Annotated in this window: 15 protein-coding genes; 4 read left to right on the top strand and 11 right to left on the bottom strand. The window is 63.7% G+C overall.

Features of this window, described 5'->3' with window-relative positions; all coding sequences use genetic code 11:
* Positions 1–459 carry a (2Fe-2S)-binding protein gene (locus ACVJNE_RS18615; RefSeq protein ID WP_499567986.1) on the bottom strand — a complete coding sequence of 153 codons (459 nt, stop codon included), beginning with the start codon at positions 457–459 and terminating at the stop codon, positions 1–3.
* A 75-nt stretch (positions 460–534) separates the two neighbouring features.
* On the opposite strand from ACVJNE_RS18615, the gene ACVJNE_RS18610 reads away from it, so the two are divergent.
* Positions 535–1,149, top strand: a complete 615-nt coding sequence (locus ACVJNE_RS18610; RefSeq protein WP_499567984.1) for a TetR/AcrR family transcriptional regulator — start codon at positions 535–537, stop codon at positions 1,147–1,149.
* On the opposite strand, the gene ACVJNE_RS18605 is transcribed toward ACVJNE_RS18610, so the two are convergent.
* Complete coding sequence (locus tag ACVJNE_RS18605; RefSeq protein WP_499567982.1) at positions 1,124–2,290, bottom strand: patatin-like phospholipase family protein; 1,167 nt, start codon at positions 2,288–2,290, stop codon at positions 1,124–1,126. The two genes, ACVJNE_RS18610 and ACVJNE_RS18605, sit on opposite strands and share 26 nt — an antisense overlap.
* Before the next feature lie 45 nt (positions 2,291–2,335).
* Positions 2,336–3,118, bottom strand: a complete 783-nt coding sequence (locus ACVJNE_RS18600) for a 3-hydroxybutyrate dehydrogenase (protein WP_499567980.1) — start codon at positions 3,116–3,118, stop codon at positions 2,336–2,338.
* Between the two features lie 178 nt (positions 3,119–3,296).
* Between ACVJNE_RS18600 and ispG the strand changes: the two genes are divergently transcribed.
* The gene (gene ispG, locus ACVJNE_RS18595) at positions 3,297–4,550 is read left to right on the top strand and encodes a flavodoxin-dependent (E)-4-hydroxy-3-methylbut-2-enyl-diphosphate synthase (RefSeq protein WP_499567978.1); all 1,254 of its coding nucleotides are present in this window, start codon (positions 3,297–3,299) and stop codon (positions 4,548–4,550) included.
* A gap of 207 nt (positions 4,551–4,757) precedes the next feature.
* Here the strand turns inward: ispG and ACVJNE_RS18590 are convergent, their stop codons facing one another.
* Positions 4,758–7,295, bottom strand: coding sequence for a response regulator (locus ACVJNE_RS18590; protein WP_499567976.1), 2,538 nt, complete (start codon positions 7,293–7,295; stop codon positions 4,758–4,760).
* 85 nt (positions 7,296–7,380) lie between these two features.
* Positions 7,381–8,292, bottom strand: coding sequence for a polyprenyl synthetase family protein (locus ACVJNE_RS18585; RefSeq protein ID WP_499567974.1), 912 nt, complete (start codon positions 8,290–8,292; stop codon positions 7,381–7,383).
* 113 nt (positions 8,293–8,405) lie between these two features.
* Between ACVJNE_RS18585 and mtgA the strand changes: the two genes are divergently transcribed.
* Both mtgA and rpmF read left to right on the top strand, forming a co-directional pair.
* The gene (gene mtgA / locus ACVJNE_RS18580; protein ID WP_499567972.1) at positions 8,406–9,164 is read left to right on the top strand and encodes a monofunctional biosynthetic peptidoglycan transglycosylase; all 759 of its coding nucleotides are present in this window, start codon (positions 8,406–8,408) and stop codon (positions 9,162–9,164) included.
* A 148-nt stretch (positions 9,165–9,312) separates the two neighbouring features.
* Complete coding sequence (rpmF, locus tag ACVJNE_RS18575; RefSeq protein WP_047147461.1) at positions 9,313–9,495, top strand: 50S ribosomal protein L32; 183 nt, start codon at positions 9,313–9,315, stop codon at positions 9,493–9,495.
* 68 nt (positions 9,496–9,563) lie between these two features.
* Here rpmF and ACVJNE_RS18570 read toward each other — a convergent pair whose 3' ends face one another.
* The 6 genes from ACVJNE_RS18570 to pal all read right to left on the bottom strand — a co-directional run bounded on the left by ACVJNE_RS18570 (position 9,564) and on the right by pal (position 17,257).
* Positions 9,564–11,204 (bottom strand): acyl-CoA synthetase, encoded by a 1,641-nt coding sequence (locus tag ACVJNE_RS18570; RefSeq protein ID WP_499567970.1) that lies wholly within the window; start codon positions 11,202–11,204, stop codon positions 9,564–9,566.
* A gap of 48 nt (positions 11,205–11,252) precedes the next feature.
* Complete coding sequence (locus ACVJNE_RS18565; RefSeq protein WP_421927059.1) at positions 11,253–12,029, bottom strand: sulfite exporter TauE/SafE family protein; 777 nt, start codon at positions 12,027–12,029, stop codon at positions 11,253–11,255.
* A 162-nt stretch (positions 12,030–12,191) separates the two neighbouring features.
* The gene (gene ftsH, locus ACVJNE_RS18560) at positions 12,192–14,132 is read right to left on the bottom strand and encodes an ATP-dependent zinc metalloprotease FtsH (protein ID WP_368803356.1); all 1,941 of its coding nucleotides are present in this window, start codon (positions 14,130–14,132) and stop codon (positions 12,192–12,194) included.
* Positions 14,133–14,251: 119 nt separating this feature from the next.
* Positions 14,252–15,589 carry a tRNA lysidine(34) synthetase TilS gene (gene tilS / locus ACVJNE_RS18555; RefSeq protein ID WP_499567968.1) on the bottom strand — a complete coding sequence of 446 codons (1,338 nt, stop codon included), beginning with the start codon at positions 15,587–15,589 and terminating at the stop codon, positions 14,252–14,254.
* A gap of 10 nt (positions 15,590–15,599) precedes the next feature.
* The gene (ybgF, locus tag ACVJNE_RS18550; protein ID WP_499567966.1) at positions 15,600–16,592 is read right to left on the bottom strand and encodes a tol-pal system protein YbgF; all 993 of its coding nucleotides are present in this window, start codon (positions 16,590–16,592) and stop codon (positions 15,600–15,602) included.
* 158 nt (positions 16,593–16,750) lie between these two features.
* The gene (gene pal / locus ACVJNE_RS18545) at positions 16,751–17,257 is read right to left on the bottom strand and encodes a peptidoglycan-associated lipoprotein Pal (protein WP_499567964.1); all 507 of its coding nucleotides are present in this window, start codon (positions 17,255–17,257) and stop codon (positions 16,751–16,753) included.
* Positions 17,258–17,463: the final 206 nt, after the last annotated feature.

Here is a 17,463-nt window from a genome sequence, read left to right as displayed (position 1 = left end):
TCAGGCCTCCGTGCCGTTGCCGGCAGCGCGCTTGATGGCGGCCCGTATCCTGGGATAGGTGCCGCAGCGGCAAAGATTGCCGGCCATGGCCTTGTCGATGTCTTCGCCGGTGGGGTCGGGGATCTCTTCAAGCAGCGCCACCGCGGTCATGATCTGTCCCGCCTGGCAATAGCCGCACTGTGCGACCTGCTCGTCCAGCCAGGCCTGCTGAACCCGGTGAAGCGCACCGTCGCGGGCAAGCCCCTCAATCGTCGTGACCCGGCCCGTGACGTCGCCCACCGGCAGCACGCAGGACCGGACGGGAGCGCCGTCGATGAGAACTGTACACGCGCCGCAGGCCGCGATGCCGCAGCCGAATTTCGGACCGAGGATGCCCGCGACATCGCGCAAGGCCCACAGGAGTGGCATCTGGGGATCGACCTGGATATCGATCTGCCGACCGTCGACTTCGAGTTGCATGGGGATACCTTTGCAGGCCGTCGGGGTTGATCGCGGACACCTTGACAAATTTTGTTATTTTGTCAAGACAGTCTCATGAGCATGCCCGCGCCAACCAGCGACAAACAACGTCAGCCCTCAGATGAGCGCCGCGAGCGCATCCTGGAGGGCGCGTTCAAGGTTTTCCTGGCGTATGGCTACGACCGCACCACCATGGACGACATCGCCAAGGCGGCCGAAATCTCCCGGCCGGCACTCTATCTCGTCTTCCGCAACAAGACCGACATCTACAGGGCGCTCGCCGCGCAGTTCCTGAACGAACTGCTGGCTCGCACGGAAGCGGTGCTGGCAGAGGAAGGCCCGTTGGCGGCCCGGCTGGACCGGATGTGCGAAGGCGTCTTCTACTGCATGATGCGCGAGATAGAGGAGACGCCGCACGGCCCCGAACTCCTCGACGTCAAGAATCACCTTGCCGGCGATGTGATGACCGAATGGCGAGGACGACTGGACGCTGTCCTGGCGCAGGTCATCGAGACCGAGGCGCTCAAGAATGGCGTCGACCTGAAAGCCAAGGGTTTTTCCGCTCAAACTCTCGCGACGATGCTAAACGACGCGATGGAAGGCATGAAGGCCCGCATTGCCGATCCCAAGGACCATATGGAACGCGGCAAGCTCTATCTGAAGGTTATCGGCGCGGTTCTGAATCCGTAGGCTCGCCGCGCGGGCGGTGATGATTGGCTGACGGTGGTCGTTTGCGGGTGGCCAGAAAATCGCGCACGCGTGCGCCGGTCGTCTTGCGTGGCCGCGCTGCAAGGCCCGGGGCGAGTTCGCCGGAAATATCGAGCGAGGCGCGCTCGCCGACATCGGCGTAGCTCTCCGCCAGCCAGTCGTCAGCGGCCGAGCGGCCCAGATCACGCAGATATTCGAGGAAAGCCCATTCGGCGTTGACCTTCGACGAGGCGGAGAGATCCTTGAACGCCTCGTCGGCGTCGATCCTGTGCATGCGGATCTGCCGATACTGGCCGCGCTCAAGTTGGCCGCTCTCGATCAGTTCGTTGACGAAGGCGATGGCACGGAATTCGCGCAGCATCGCCGCGTTGAAGGTGATCTCGTCGATGCGGTTCTGGATTTCGCGGGCCGAGCGTGGCGCGCCCTCGCGTTCCACCGGGTTGATCTGCACCAGCAGCACATCCTCGACCGGTGTCGCGTAGAAGAACGGATAGAGCGCGGGATTGCCGCCATAGCCGCCGTCCCAATAGGGCGTGCCGTCGATCTCGACCGCCTGGAATATCTGCGGCAGGCAGGCCGAGGCCATCACCGTGTCGAGCGTGATCTCACCCGTCTCGAACACGCGCAACTGGCCTGTCTCGACATTGGTGGCTGAGATGAACAGTTTCGGCCCCGTGCAGCGGCGCACAAGTTCGAAGTCGATTTCGGCGCGGACCACATCGCGCAGCGGATTGTGGTTGAACGGATTGGCGCTGTAGGGCGAGAAAATCCGCGAGAAGGCGTCGAACCACAGATAGCCCGGCGTGTTCTCAACCGACCAGTTGCCCCACAGCACGTCCCACGGCATCCGTCGGACGGGGCTGAAGCGGCCTTGCCGGGCAACCGCGCGCCAGAAGTCGTGGAGCTTTTCACGCGCGCCCTCGGCTCCACTGGTGGCCCAGCCATGCGCCAGCGCCACCGCGTTCATTGCGCCTGCGCTTGTGCCGGATATGGCGGCAATATCCAGCCGCCCGTCTTCAAGCAGGCGATCGAGCACACCCCAGGTAAAGGCGCCGTGCGAACCGCCACCCTGCAGCGCTATGTTGACCGGCTTTTTGTCGGCCGATGTCGCGTCCGCCTTCATGTCGTGCTCCATGCCTCCCGGTCGCCTCCCGAAAGGTTGGAGATCCTATTGCGCCGTCCAGCCGCCATCGACTGAGAGCGTCGTGCCCGTGATCTGTGCCGCATCGTCGGAGCACAGAAAGGCCGTCGAGGCGGCGATCTGCTCGACGGTCGCGAACTGCTTCGACGGCTGCTTGGCAAGGATAACGTCGCGGATGGTGGTCTCGCGGTCGAGGCCCGTCTCTTTCGCGCGGTCTTCGATCTGCGTTTCGACGAGCGGCGTGAGCACGAAGCCGGGACAGACGGCGTTGCAGGTAACACCCTGACCTGCCAACTCGAGCGCGATGGTCTTGGTAAGCCCCACCACACCATGCTTGGCCGCGACATAGGCCGACTTGTTCGGCGAGGCGCGCAAGCCATGCGCCGATGCGATGTTCACGATGCGGCCCCAGCCGGACGCTTTCATGTGGGGGATCGCTGCCGCCGCAGTGTGGAAGGCCGAGCTCAGATTGATGGCGATGATGGCATCCCAGCGTTCCGCAGGGAACTCGTCGACGGGGGCCACGAACTGGATGCCCGCATTGTTGACGAGGATGTCGACCGTGCCGAAGCGCGAAACCGTCTTATCGACCAGCATGCGGCAGTCGTCAGGCTTCGACATGTCCGCCTTGATGTAGACGGCTTCGGCGCCATGGCGCTCCGCCACGCCGGCGGCTATCGCATGGTCTTCCTGGCTGTCGGAATACGAATTGATGACGACGGCACAGCCCTTGGCTGCCAGCGCCTCGGCTATGGCCAATCCGATGCCCGAGGTCGATCCCGTCACGATTGCGGTTTTTCCGGTCAGCATGGCTCTTCCTTCGCGTTTCCATTTCCCTTGATGCAGATATATTGCAGCGCAGCATAAAATCCAACATTGCTGCCCGGTAAGCACCGCATCGCCTTTGTCATGTCAGATTTGGCGGATTGTGCTAGACGGTATCAAGGCATAGATATCGCCGCGAACAGGCGACAACGAGTTCGACCCGATGCAGCAATTCCTCGACCGCCCTCTTGCACGACGCCGTTCGGTCGGTGTCGCCGTCGGCGATGTCATCGTGGGGGGCGATGCCCCGGTCGTCGTTCAGTCGATGACCAATACCGACACGGCCGATATTGACGCGACCGTGGCCCAGGTGGCCGCACTCCATCGCGCAGGCTCCGAGATCGTGCGTATCACGGTGGACCGCGACGAGGCGGCCGCCGCCGTGCCTCGCATACGGGATCGCCTGGCGCGGCTCGGCTGCCACGTGCCGCTCGTCGGCGATTTCCACTATATCGGGCACAAGCTGCTGGCCGACCACCCGGATTGCGCCGAAGCGCTGGCCAAGTACCGGATCAATCCGGGCAATGTCGGCTTCAAGGAGAAGAAGGACCGGCAGTTCGGCGCCATCGTCGAGACCGCCATCCGCTACGACAAGCCGGTGCGCATTGGCGTCAATTGGGGCTCGCTCGACCAGGAGTTGCTGACACGCCTCATGGACCAGAACCAGGCTCAGGGTTCGCCCATGACGGCGATCGAGGTGATGCGCGAGGCGATCGTGCAGTCGGCGCTGATTTCGGCGACGATGGCCGAGGAGATCGGCCTTCCGCGCGACAAGATCATTCTGTCGGCCAAGGTGAGCCAGGTTCAGGACCTTATCGCCGTCTACGTGGAGCTTGCCAAGCGTTCCGATCATGCGCTGCATCTGGGTCTCACGGAAGCGGGTATGGGCACCAAAGGCGTGGTCGCATCGTCCGCTGCCATGGGCATCCTGCTGCAGCAGGGTATCGGCGACACGATCCGCATCTCGCTGACGCCGGAACCCGGCGGCGACCGCACGCGCGAGGTTCAGGTCGCTCAGGAACTTCTTCAGACCATGGGCTTCCGCCAGTTCGTGCCGATCGTGGCGGCTTGTCCCGGTTGCGGCCGCACGACGTCGACCGTGTTCCAGGAGCTTGCCGCCACCATCCAGGACGATCTCCGGCGCAACATGCCGGTCTGGCGCGAGAAATATCCGGGGGTTGAGGAACTCAAGGTCGCCGTGATGGGCTGCATCGTCAACGGCCCGGGCGAATCCAAGCATGCCGATATCGGCATATCCCTGCCGGGCACGGGCGAGACGCCTTCGGCGCCCGTCTTCATCGATGGTCAGAAAGCCGCGACGCTGCGCGGCCCGCAGATCGCCGACGACTTCCAGAAGATGGTCGCGGACTACATCGAGCAGCGCTTCGGCGCCGGTGGCAGGCAGGCGGCGGAGTAGGTAAACCGTGCGTCCTTCGAGGCTCGCTGCGCTCGCTCCTCAGGATGAGGACCGTTGTGATCCCCCGGCAATCTCGTGGGATCGAGGGTCGTTCTGTTGTCGCGCATCGAGCCGCGACGCGTGGGCCTGATCAACCCACCTCCCTCATCCTGAGGAGCGAGCGCAGCGAGCCTCGAAGGACGCACTACAGTTCCGGGCTGCGAATTGTCACGCGCTCAGCGCCACCGCGTCGCTGCCGATCCAGGCGTTGATCTTGGCGGCGAGCTTGTTGGGCGAGACCGGCTTGGACAGGTAGTCGTCCATGCCCGCTTCGATGCACATCTCACGGTCGTCCTTCAGCGCATGGGCGGTTACGCCGATGATCGGCGTACGGGTGCCCATGCCGACTTCCGCGCGGCGGATGGCGGCGGCCGCCTCCAGCCCGTTCATTTCCGGCATCGACACGTCCATGAGGATGAGGCGCGGCTTCAATGTGCGGTGCATCTCCACGGCCGTGCGTCCGTTGGAAGCGATCCTGTAGGCAAGGCCGAGGCCGTCGAGGATCTGGCTGAAGACGAGCTGGTTCACCTCGTTGTCCTCGGCGACGAGAATATCGAGCGGCCGGCCTCCGCCGGACCGTACGGAAGCAATCGGCCGATCGGGATTGCGGACGGCCGGCTTGGGCGCGAAATTGTGGACAGCTTGCCGGCTGGCGGCAAGGCGGTCGCGTTTCGGCATCGCCTTTGCCTTCTGCATGATGGTGACGAGGGTCTCCAGCAGGGCGGAAGCGCGCGCTGGCTTGTTCAGATGCGCCGAAATCCCGGACTCGATCGTCAGGTGCCCGGTGATCGCCTGATCCACGGACGTCAGGAGCAGGACAGGAATATCCCATGTCGCCGGATTCGCGGCGATCCTGCGGGCAACCTCAAGCCCGTTGATGCCGGGCATCTGGTAGTCGAGGATGATGCAGTCGACACGGGCGCCGAGCTGCGTTGCGCGATCGAGGAACGCGAGGCCGACTTCGCCGTTTTCGGCGGCTGCGCAGTCGAAATGCCAGCTTCTGAGCTGCTCCAGAAGAATGTCTCTGTTGACGCGGTTGTCGTCGATGACGAGCACGCGTGCTCCGGAAACATCGACCGGGACCGGCAGCGTCGGTTCAAGATCGGCGTGAACCGGCAGCGGGACCGTGAACCAGAAGGTCGAACCCTTGCCGAAGTCGCTCGAGACGCCCATCTCGCCGCCCATCAATTCGACAAGCCGCGAGGCGATGGCCAGCCCGAGACCGGTTCCTTCATGCCGGCGGGTGGACGAAGCGTCGACCTGGCTGAACTTCTCGAACACTTTGGCCAGCATGTCGTCGGGAATGCCGATACCGGTATCTTCTACGCGGACGGTAACGTAGGCGGTGTCGCTGTCGACGTGACCGCTTACATCGACCAGCACGTGACCATTCTCGGTGAACTTGACGCCGTTGCCGACAAGGTTCGTGACGATCTGGCGAATCCGTCCGACGTCGCCGACGACGCATCCCGGCAGGTCGGGATCGACCCGAACGATGAGTTCGAGATCCTTTTCGGCAACGCGCGTCGAGACCAGGGTTGCGACATCTTCAATCGCCTCGCCAAGACGGAATGGCGCAGGGTCGAGGCTAAGCTGTCCCGCGTCGATCTTCGAGAAGTCGAGAATGTCATTGATAATCGTCAGCAGTGCATTGCCGGACTTGAGGATCACATCGGCGAAGGTTTTCTGCCGGCTGTCCAGATCGGTGCGCACCAGCAATTCGGCCATGCCAAGCACGCCGTTCATCGGCGTCCTGATTTCGTGGCTCATATTGGCCAGGAATTCCGACTTGGCCCGGTCTGCCGATTCCGCCTTGATGCGGGCGGCTTCCATCGAGGCGTTCGCCTCGCGCAAATCGTCGTGCGCCTTGGCAATGTTGCGCATCATCGGCACGAAGACCCACAGGGTCGTGCCGACGCTGACCAGAAAGATCACCCCGGCCACTGCGTAGAGGATTTTTTCCAGCCAGCCATAGCCCTTGATGGTGTCTGCGCGCAGTTCGGCAGTGATGCTGTCCAGATTTGGCCGGACACGCTCGCTGGCGATCGTCTGCATCTGGGTAAATACACGCTTGGCGGCAGGCAGCGAATAGTCCGCGAAGAGATCGAGACGGTTCGCGAGTGTGACGACTTCAAGCACGTCTTGTTTGAGGGAGCCGGATTGACCGCCACCGTTCCAGAGCCGGACGATCGACTCCGGCGCCGTCAATCCTTCGATCTCCGCAAGGACCGGCTTGAAATCGGTCTGATCACGAACGGAAGCGTCGAGCTGCGATTCCCCAACGGCGATTTCCGTGCCCGCAGCACGCCCGAAGACCCGGTATGCCAGATCAAGGCGGTCGATGGCCCCGTGAAGTTTGCCTTGCACGTCTTCCATGGCGGCACTGCCGCTGGCGGCGGGGCGCGCTTGGGTGGAGGGAGACGGTCCGACGTCGCCATTTCCGAGTTCTACGGAAATCGATCTTCGCGCCTTCTGGGCTGCGAGTTCAGCCTTCAGGCGGGTCTGGTCCAGCATCAGCGCGTAATAGATGACCTCGCCGGTGGCCTCGCTCATTTCGCCGAGAACGGCGCCGAACTTGGCGCTGGTCTTTGCCTCGCCCGCTTGCCAGTTGATTAGCGCTGCGCCGATGCCGACAGCAAGCAGGAAGCCGATCATGATGAAGATCAGACGGCCACGCATATAGGCGCGCGTTACAGCAAACGACATTGACCCCGAACACCCATTACCCGACACACATCGCTCAAAATCGAACAATCCGATTAAAGCGCTGTTAATCGAGAGAATTTGGGTTTCAGAAGGAGCGCAGGGCGATGAAACGCGCCGCCTGGCGCAGGGTTGCCGCGCGATCGCCGAACGGCTCGAGGAGCTCGGTTGCCTGATCGACAAGCCCGGAAAGCTGTTTTCGACTCCAGTCGATTCCATGCAGGGCGACGAGCGTCGCCTTGCCGGCTTCGGCATCCTTGCCTGCTGCCTTGCCGAGGGCCGCGGCATCGGAGGTGGCGTCGAGAAGGTCGTCGGCAAGCTGGAACGCGAGGCCGATTGCCTGGCCGAATTCGGTTAGCCTTTGACGTTCCGGCTCGCCGGCCGCGCCTATGATGGCGCCGGCCTCGCAGGCAAAGCGTATCAACGCGCCGGTCTTCATCGCCTGAAGCTTGATGATGCCCTGTTCGTCGGGTTTCTCGCGCTCCGCCTGCAGGTCGAGGGCCTGGCCTCCAGCCATGCCGCCCATGCCGGCTGCACGCGCAAGCAGGAGCACGAGCCGTGCGCGCGTTTCGGCGGGCAGCTCGGTCTCCTCGTCGGCAACGATGTCGAAGGCGTAGGTGAGCAGGCTGTCGCCGGCGAGAATCGCGGTTGCTTCGTCGAAAGCCCGATGAACGGTCGGACGGCCGCGGCGGAGATCGTCATCGTCCATCGCCGGCAGGTCGTCATGGATCAGCGAATAGCAGTGAACGCATTCCAGGGCTGCCGCCACGCGCAGGGCCGCAAGCCCGTCGGCATCGAACAAGGCGGCGCTTTCCATCAGGAGGAACGGGCGCAGGCGTTTGCCGCCGCCCAGCACGCCGTGCCTGATGGCCAGCATCAGTTCCTCTGGCCGTGCGATCTCGCCCTCGCGAGGTTTGGTGGTCAAAAGCGCCTGCAGGCACTGCTCGACATTCCGTGCCCTGTCGGCGAGCGCCATCTCGAAATCAGCGGGGGCGGTCATCTGTTCCATGGCGCGAGGCATGGGGGCAAATACAGCCCGCGTCAAGCGCTCCGCGGCGTTGCGCATTGCCCTTTGCGTCTGTATTCGGGAAAGATGAAGTGCGAGGCGCAAGGGTGGACAAGCCGACCACAGAGCCGGTTGTCGAGATCGAGCCGGAGATGAGGCGGAAACGCTGGAAGGGCGGGCGACAGCGCAGCCGGCTGAGCGTCTGGCTGCGTCGCGTTGTGCTTTTTGTCGTGGTACTGGGCCTGCTGCCGGCGCTGCTGACGTTCGCCTATCTGCCGCCGGCCGTGCACCCGCTGTCAACGCTGATGATGAAGGATATCGTTACGCTGCAAGGCTACGATCGACGCTGGACGCCTATCGATGAGATCGGCGACAGGCTCGTCCACTCGGTCATGATGTCGGAAGACGGACAGTTCTGCTCGCATGACGGTGTCGACCTGGCCGAGTTCAAGGTGCTGCTCGAAGAGACGCTTGCGGGGGAGACGACGCGGGGCGGCTCCACAATCACCATGCAGACCGTGAAGAACCTCTATCTCTGGCACGGCCGATCCTACCTGCGCAAAGCGATCGAGCTGCCCTATTCGATCTATCTCGACATAGTGATGCCCAAGCGGCGGATCATGGAAATCTACCTCAACATCGCCGAATGGGGACCGGGCGTCTACGGGGCCGAAGCCGCCGCACAATACCATTTCGGCAAGTCGAGCAGCGAACTGACGTCGCGACAGGCCGCACTGCTGGCGGTGACGCTTCCAAGCCCGCTGACGCGTACGCCGGGCAAGCCGGGGCCGGGTCTGGAACGGCTCGCGCGCACCATCGAACGACGGGCCGGACACGCCGGCGGCTACAATCAATGCCTGCAATAGGGTGGGGGTACAAAAATTTGCGCGCCGGTGCTGGTCAAATCCGGCGCGTGAGTGTATAGGCACGCAACTTTCCTGGTTCTCGGCCGCGATGCGAGGCCCTTTTGTCGAGGGCGGCAGCGGCCGTTTGACCGAACACCGGAGCAGGACAATGGCTGTACCAAAAAGAAAGACCTCGCCGTCGAAGCGCGGCATGCGTCGCTCCGCCGACGCACTCAAGGCCCCGACCTATGTCGAGGACAAGAATTCCGGCGAACTGCGCCGCCCGCACCACATCGACCTGAAGACCGGCATGTATCGCGGCCGTCAGGTGCTGGAGCCGAAGGAAGGCTGAGCGAAAGCCAGTCTTTCCATGGATCAAAAGGACCGGCTTCGCGCCGGTCTTTTTCGTTTCAGGCTGATCTATAGATCCTTCGCCATCTCGCGCAGGCGGAACTTCTGGATCTTGCCCGTCGAGGTCTTGGGGATCTCCGCGAAGATCACCGTGCGCGGACATTTGAAGCGGGCAAGCAGCGCGCGGCAGTGTGCGATGATTTCCTCTTCGGTCGCGGTCCGGCCAGGCTTCAATTCCACATAGGCGACGGGTGTCTCACCCCATTTGTCGTCCGCGCGCGCCACAACGCCGCAGGACGCCACCGCCGGGTGCTTGTAGAGTGCATCCTCGACCTCGATGGATGAGATGTTCTCTCCGCCCGAGATGATGATGTCCTTGGACCGGTCCTTGAGCTGGATGTAACCGTCGGGATGCATCACGCCGAGATCGCCAGAGTGGAACCAGCCGCCGGCGAAGGCTTCGTCGCTGGCTGCCTTGTTCTTCAAGTAGCCCTTCATGACGATGTTGCCGCGGAACATGACTTCGCCGATTGTCGTTCCGTCGGCGGGCGTCTCTTCCATCGTCTCCGGGTCCATGACGGTCAGACTTTCGAGCGCTGCATAGCGCACGCCCTGCCGTGCCTTCCTGGCCGTGCGCGCGTCCTTGTCGAGCTGGTCCCACCCCTCGTGCCATTCGTTGACGACGGCCGGGCCATAGGTCTCGGTGAGTCCGTAGAGATGTGTGACGGCGAAGCCGGCATCCGCCATCCCGGAAAGCACCGCTTCCGGCGGTGGCGCGGCTGCGGTGTTGAAGGTGACGGTTTGCGGAAAATCCCGCTTCTCGTCGTCAGCCGCGTTTATCAGCGTCGACATGACGACCGGCGCGCCACACAGATGTGTCACGCCATGGTCGGCGATGGCGTGGTACATTGCACTTGCGCGGACCCAGCGCAGGCAGACATGGGTTCCGCCGGTGACTGCCAGCGTCCACGGAAAGCACCAGCCGTTGCAGTGAAACATCGGCAGGGTCCACAGATAAACCGGATGCCTGCCCATGCCCGCATGGATCGTGTTGGCGTAGGCCATCAGCGCCGCGCCGCGATGGTGGTAGACGACACCCTTGGGATTTCCCGTAGTGCCCGACGTGTAGTTCAGCGCGATCGCATCCCATTCGTCGTCCGGCATCGCCCAGGCGAAGTCTTCGTCGCCGGATGACAGGAAAGCCTCGTAGTCGCTGTCGCCGATGCGCTCGCCTTTCGGATACGGTGCATCGTCGCCGTAGTCGGGATCGTCATAATCGATGACGAGCGGCTTGACCGTCGCCAGCGCAAGCGCCTCCTTCATCACGCCGGAAAATTCCCTGTCCACGATCAGCACCTTCGTTTCCGCATGGTCTAGCTGGAAAGAGATGATCGCCGCATCGAGCCGCGTGTTGAGCGAATGCAGCACAGCCTTGACCATCGGCACGCCGTGATGCGCCTCCAGCATCGGAGGCGTGTTGGACAGCATGACCGAAACCGTGTCGCCCTTGCCGATACCGTTGCTTGCAAGCGCGGAAGCCAGCTTGAGCGAACGCCGCCAGAACTCGCGATAGGTGGTGCGCGATGCGCGGTGGACGATGGCGACCTGTTCGGGGAAGACCTTTGCCGCACGCTCCAGATAGGTAAGCGGCGTCAGCGGCTGGTAGTTCGCGGCGCTTTTCTCAAGGCCGAGCGCGTAGGGATTGGTCATGCGGGGCTCCTTCACGCTGCGATTATGCACACGGTGCGGCGGCGGTCATCAGGGTTGCGCCCATATCTCGAAGGCGCCGTCCCACACCAGCTTGGCGCCGACGATCAGCACCATGCCGTACATCAACGGATAGAAGATTTCCGGCTTCATGCGGCGAACGATCCACGCCCCGGCAAGCGTCGCCAGCGGAGCGATGGGCATGAGCACCAGCGAGGCGGTGACATTGGTGGCATCGAACTGGCCGAGGGCGAAATAGGGGATCAGCTTCACCGCATTGACGACGGCGAAGAAGATGACGCTGGTGCCGACGAAAAGTGCGGGCCGCTGGCCGAGCGGCAGGGTATAGACCTGATAGGGCGGGCCGCCTGCATGGGCGACGAAGCTGGTGAAGCCGCTGACGATGCCCCAAAAGCCCGCCCGCGCGGGACTGTGATCCGTCGGCCGCTCGACGGTCGCCATCCCCTGCGTTGCCCAGCGGGCGAAGAACGCGATGGCCACGAGCCCGACGATGAGCCTCACAGCGCCGGTGGTCACCACTGCCGCCGTCAGCCAGCCTAGCCCGATGCCGAGCATGGCCGCCGGCAGCATCAGCTTCAGCGTCACGGGGTCTCGTTCGCCGCGCCACGTCCACAGAGACACGACGTCCATGACGACGAGGATCGGCAGCAGGATCGCCGCAGCCTGCACGGGGGACACCACCAGAGCCATCAACGGCACGCCGATCAGCGCCATCGCGCCGCCCAGTCCGCCCTTCGACAGGCCGACGAGCACCACCGCCGGAACGGCGGCAGCATAGAACCAGGGGTCGGAAAGCAGTGGGACCATTGCGGGCGGGAACAAGCCTTTCGCCGCAAGCCATAGCCGCTGCAACTGGCTTTGGCGAGGCCCACCATGCAGCAAAAGAAAAGGCGGCCGTGAATGCGACCGCCTTTCTGAAACTGCGTGACTTGTGCTTCGCGAAGGCTCCTCGCTACGCTCGGAGACTTGTCACCCTTGGGGCTGGGGCTCCATGCCGGCGTCGGGCTCTTCGCCACCCTTTTTCTTGTCGTCCTTGCGGGCACCGGCCTTCGGCACGGTGGAACCACGCGACGGCGGGGTGTCGTCGCCGAGATCGCGCGCGGGCTTCTCGCCCTTGATGATCGCCTTGATCTCGTCGCCCGAAAGCGTCTCGTATTCGAGCAGCCCCTCGGCGATGGCGAGCCACGCGTCGCGATGCTCCTTGAGGATACGATGCGCTTCCTTGTAAGCCTCGTCGATCAGGCGGCGCACTTCCGCGTCGATAAGCTGGGCCGTTTCCTCCGACACGTTCTGCTGGCGCGCGACGGAATGGCCGAGGAAGACCTCTTCCTGATTGTCGCCATAGGCGACATGGCCGAGCTTGTCGGAGAAGCCCCAGCGCGTGACCATCGCACGGGCGAGCTTGGTCGCCTGGTCGATGTCGGAGGCCGCGCCAGAGGTGATGTTTTCCTTGCCGAACTTGATTTCCTCGGCAACGCGTCCACCCATCATGATGACGAGACGCGAGATCATGTATTTGTAGCTCATGGAGTAGCGGTCGCCCTCCGGAAGCTGCATGACCATGCCGAGCGCGCGGCCGCGGGGGATGATCGTCGCCTTGTGCAGCGGATCGGCCGAGGGAACCTGTAGCGCCGTGATGGCGTGACCGGCCTCGTGGTAGGCGGTCAGTTCCTTCTCGGCCTGCGTCATGGCGTTGGAGCGTCGCTCCGCGCCCATCATGATCTTGTCCTTGGCGTCCTCGAACTCCAGCATCGTGACGAGGCGCTTGTTACGGCGCGCGGCCATCAGGGCGGCCTCGTTGACGAGGTTCATCAGATCGGCACCGGAGAAGCCCGGCGTGCCGCGCGCGAGAACCTTGAGGTCGACATTCGGCGCCAGCGGCACGTTGCGCACATGCACCTTGAGGATCTTCTCACGGCCGATGATATCCGGGTTGGGGACGACCACCTGGCGGTCGAAACGGCCCGGACGCAGAAGTGCGGGATCGAGCACGTCGGGCCGGTTGGTCGCGGCGATGAGGATGATGCCCTCATTGGCCTCGAAGCCGTCCATCTCAACCAGAAGCTGGTTCAGCGTCTGCTCGCGCTCGTCATTGCCGCCGCCAAGGCCGGCGCCGCGATGGCGGCCGACCGCGTCGATCTCGTCGATGAAGATGATGCAGGGCGCGTTCTTCTTGGCCTGCTCGAACATGTCGCGGACGCGGCTCGCGCCGACGCCGACGAACATCTCGACGAAGTCCGAACCGGAGATCGTGAAGAACGGCACGTTGGCTTCACCGGCAACGGAACGCGCAAGCAGCGTCTTACCGGTTCCGGGAGGGCCGACGAGCAGCACGCCGCGCGGGATCTTGCCGCCCAGGCGCTGGAACTTCTGCGGGTCGCGCAGGAACTCGACGATTTCCTCGAGGTCCTGCTTGGCCTCGTCAACGCCCGCCACATCCTGGAAGGTGACGCGTCCGTGGGCTTCGGTCAAAAGCTTGGCCTTGGACTTGCCGAATCCCATGGCCCGGCCGGAGCCGGACTGCATCTGGCGCATGAAGAATATCCATACGCCGAGGATGAGGATCATGGGCAGCCAGGAAATCAGGTAACCGAAGATCGAATTGGAACCGTCCGTCTCCGGACGCGCGTTGATCGTGACGCCGCGCTGCTCAAGCCGCTCGACCAGCGAGGGATCACCTGGCGAGTAGGTCTGGAAACCGCTGTTGGAGTCGCCGTAGGTGCCGGAAATCCGGCTGCCGGAAATCGTCACCGTGTTGACACGGCCCGATTCAACTTCCTGCAGGAACTCCGAATAGGGAATCTCGCGCGATACGCCGCGCTGCTGGGGCGCCTGGAACAGATTGAAAAGTGCGATCAGCAGGACGGCAATGATCGCCCAGAGCGCGAGGTTGCGATAATTCGGATTCATCGTGTTTCCCGTTGGTGTCCGGCCGGGCGAGCCATCACGGACACTGGTCCCATTGAGCAAGTGCTGCGACTAACATAGGCAGCGGCCCCAGCCTTGCCAAGCGCAACTAAGGCATGCGGTTAAGCATCGGCGTCAATGTGGTTCTTCCAAGGCGAGACGGGCAGGGTGGGGCGAGCGCGCGCGCGCCGCAATGCTTGTGCCGCTGCAAGATCGAATTCGGGCAGGAAGTGCGCGAAAAGTGCCTCGGCGGGCGATGCCGAGATGCCCAGGGCATCGGCATCGCCGCTGTCCGCCACGCCAACCATCCGGTCTTCGCGAAATATGCAGGGTTCGGCGGAAAATGCCGCTCGAACAAGACTTTCCGGTATGTCGGAACGGCTGGCGGCACCGGCGGTCGGCCGCGCCGAGCGGCAAGCGCGGACCTGCAGTTCCATGGCCTCGTCCTTCACCGCGATACGCCAGCGTCCATCCCATAAAGTCGGTGTCGCAGACAGTTGCGTGACAGGCAGGTTGCGGTTCTCGCGCCTTATCCAGACGCCCGACTTTCGAGCGTCGACCAGCGCGCGCGACAATGCGACGCGCAGGGGGCCGGCGGCGAGGCGGCGCGCCAGAGTGGTCGCGCGATCGTGATCGGGCAGGCGAGGCGTGCCACCGGCGACAGCCAGGAGGATGCGCAGCGCATGGGTCGCCGCGTTGCTGCCGTCGAACATCTCCGGGTCGAGGCGGAAAAGCCCGCGCGCCGGTATGGTCACGAACCGAGCGATCAGCTTCGCGGCCTGTCGGCCAAGCTCGGCCCGTGCCTTTCCTGCTCTCGCGGCCTGATCGGCGAGGGCCCGTACCTCGTTATCTTGGAGAGCGGAACGAACCCTGACGCGTTCGTAGCGCCGGTTGTCGTTGGTGGGATCGTCGATCCAGTGAATGCCGGCGGCGGCGAGATGGTCTCGCAGCGCCTGTCTGCGAACCTGCAGCAACGGTCTGACGAGCCAGATGCGCTCGTCATAAAGTGTCGCGCGCGCCATGGCGGCGAGGCCTAGCCCTTCGCCGCGTCGTGCGCGCATGGCGACTGTCTCGGCCTGGTCGTCCATCGTATGGGCGATAAAGATCGTATCCGCGCCAACGTCATCGGCAGCCTCCGCTAGCAGGCGGTAGCGCGCCTCGCGGGCAGCGGCGATCAGGCCCGTCCGGGGTTTGTCGCCGGTCCAGACCATCGTCCTGTGCTCGACGCCGATCTTTTGGCACAGGGCCGCCACGTCGCGCGCCTCCGCGGCGGCTTCCGTGCGCATGGCATGATCGACCGTCACGGCAAGCACGCGGACAGCTGGTGCTCGCAAGTCGAGGAAATTCTTGAGAAGAAGGAGGAGGGCGAGGGAATCGCTGCCGCCGGAAACGGCTATTGTCAGGCTTTGCCGTCGCGAGAGATCGAGACCGCCAAAGATGCGATCGAGGTCGAGAGCCATCGACCGCTCGTCAGCAGGAGGCCAGGGCCTGTTCCTGCTTTATGCGCTCGCGCAGCGCGTCGGTTGTATTCGGATAGCGCTGCAGCACTTCGGTAAACGTGGCGCAGGCGACATCGCGCTGATTCAGCGCCGCCAGTGAAACGCCGAGCTTGAAAAGCGTGTCGGGCGCCTTGCGTGCCTGCGGATAGTCGCGGCTGGCCGCTAGAAAGATTTCGGCCGCCTCGCGCGGCTTCTGTTGTGCCAGCAGTGCCTCGCCCAGCCAGAAATGCGCGTCCGCTGCATGCTCGCTGTCTGGATACTGGGCCAGCAGATCGCGGAAACCGGTTTCGGCAGTGCCGTAGTCGCCGGAGAGGATGAACTCGTAGGCGTTGCGGTAGAGCTCGTCATCGCCGCCGCTGCCGCTTGGCAGCGCGGCGACTGTCGTGTCCTGATCGGTCTGTTCCGGCAGACCGGCGCCTGTCGCATTGCCGTTCTCATCGAAGGTGATGGTGCCGAAGGTACGCGACGGCGCGCCAGTCACAGTGCTGCCGTCTTCAACGCGCGGCGCAGCAGCGTAAAAGTCATCGTCACCGCTGCCCCCGGAGCCGCGGCTGCCAGAGTTGTCGCCGGCTGCGGCGCGATCCTGCCTCGGGGCCGCGCCTCCGGCGTCGGAACGCTTCTGCTCCAGCTCCTGGAAACGAATCTCGTTGTCTTCCTGCATACGGCGGAGCTGGTCCTGCATCTGCAGGATCTGGAAATTCAGTTCTTCCAGAGTGCCGGTGAGCTGGCGCACCTGCTCTTCAAGCTGCGCGACGCGCGGATCCGTCACCTGGGCGTATTGCACAAGCTCGGCGCGGGGCGCAGGTTGTGCTGCACCGGGCAGGCGCAGCGACGGCATCGAAAAGGCGATCGCGGGCGCCACAGTCGACGTCGGGACGCTTGCTGCGACGTCGCGCGCATGAGCGGCCCCCGACAGCATGATCGGCAGCGCCACGATGCCGCCGAGGAAGGTTCTCAGGAACATGTCAGGTCTCTTCACCTTTGGCTCTTTCGCTGGGTCTAGTGGTCGATCTTGGCCCTTTTATCAGGACCGCCGAGTTCGGCCAAATTTTGTTTCCGGTAATGCAAAAGAGGCGGCCTTCAAGGCCGCCTCCCGCATTTCCCGATGCATATCGGTCCGGTTCAGCTTCCGGCGCCGTTCAGCACGGTGACGGCGCGACGGTTCTGCGACCAGCAGGAGATGTTGTCGCAAACGGCGACCGGACGTTCCTTGCCGTAGGAGATGGTGCGGATGCGGTTTGCCGCAACGCCGCGTGCGACCAGGAAGTCGCGGGCTGCTGCCGCGCGGCGCGCACCCAGAGCAAGGTTGTATTCGCGGGTGCCGCGTTCGTCGGCATGGCCTTCGACGGTGATCGCGTAGGTGCCGTACTGGTTCAGCCACTGGGCCTGACGGCTCAGGGTCTGCTGGGCGTCCGCGCGGATCAGCGAGGAGTCGGTGTCGAAGAAGATGCGGTCTCCGATATTCACCGTGAAGTCCTGGCTAGACCCCGGGGTCGCGGAGCCGGCCCCACCGAGGCCGAGATCGCCGGGATTGTTCGGCGTCTGCTTGTTGGCGCAGCCGGCAATCGCCAGCATGGCGATCAGCACAACGGCGGCAGGGTTACGTGTGATGGCTGCGATACGGCGCATGCCGCCTCTCCTTCGCAATTTATTGAATGTGGTGAACGTCTAGTAACCATGTCGCGGTTAACTTGCGCTCAACAAACAGGGTTAACGATGTCCTAATGGCCCGTCCGTGCCATGCCGATCAGACTGTCGACTCACCAGCTTTGTCGCGCACACTAGGCCGAAATGCGGCGGAAACGCGGCGTTTTGACGGGAAGGCGGTTCGACAC

It is taken from the genome of Mesorhizobium sp. DxT, assembly GCF_058448885.1.
The sequence above is the reverse complement of the archived record's forward strand: the minus strand, read 5'-3'. Positions and strand labels throughout refer to the sequence as shown.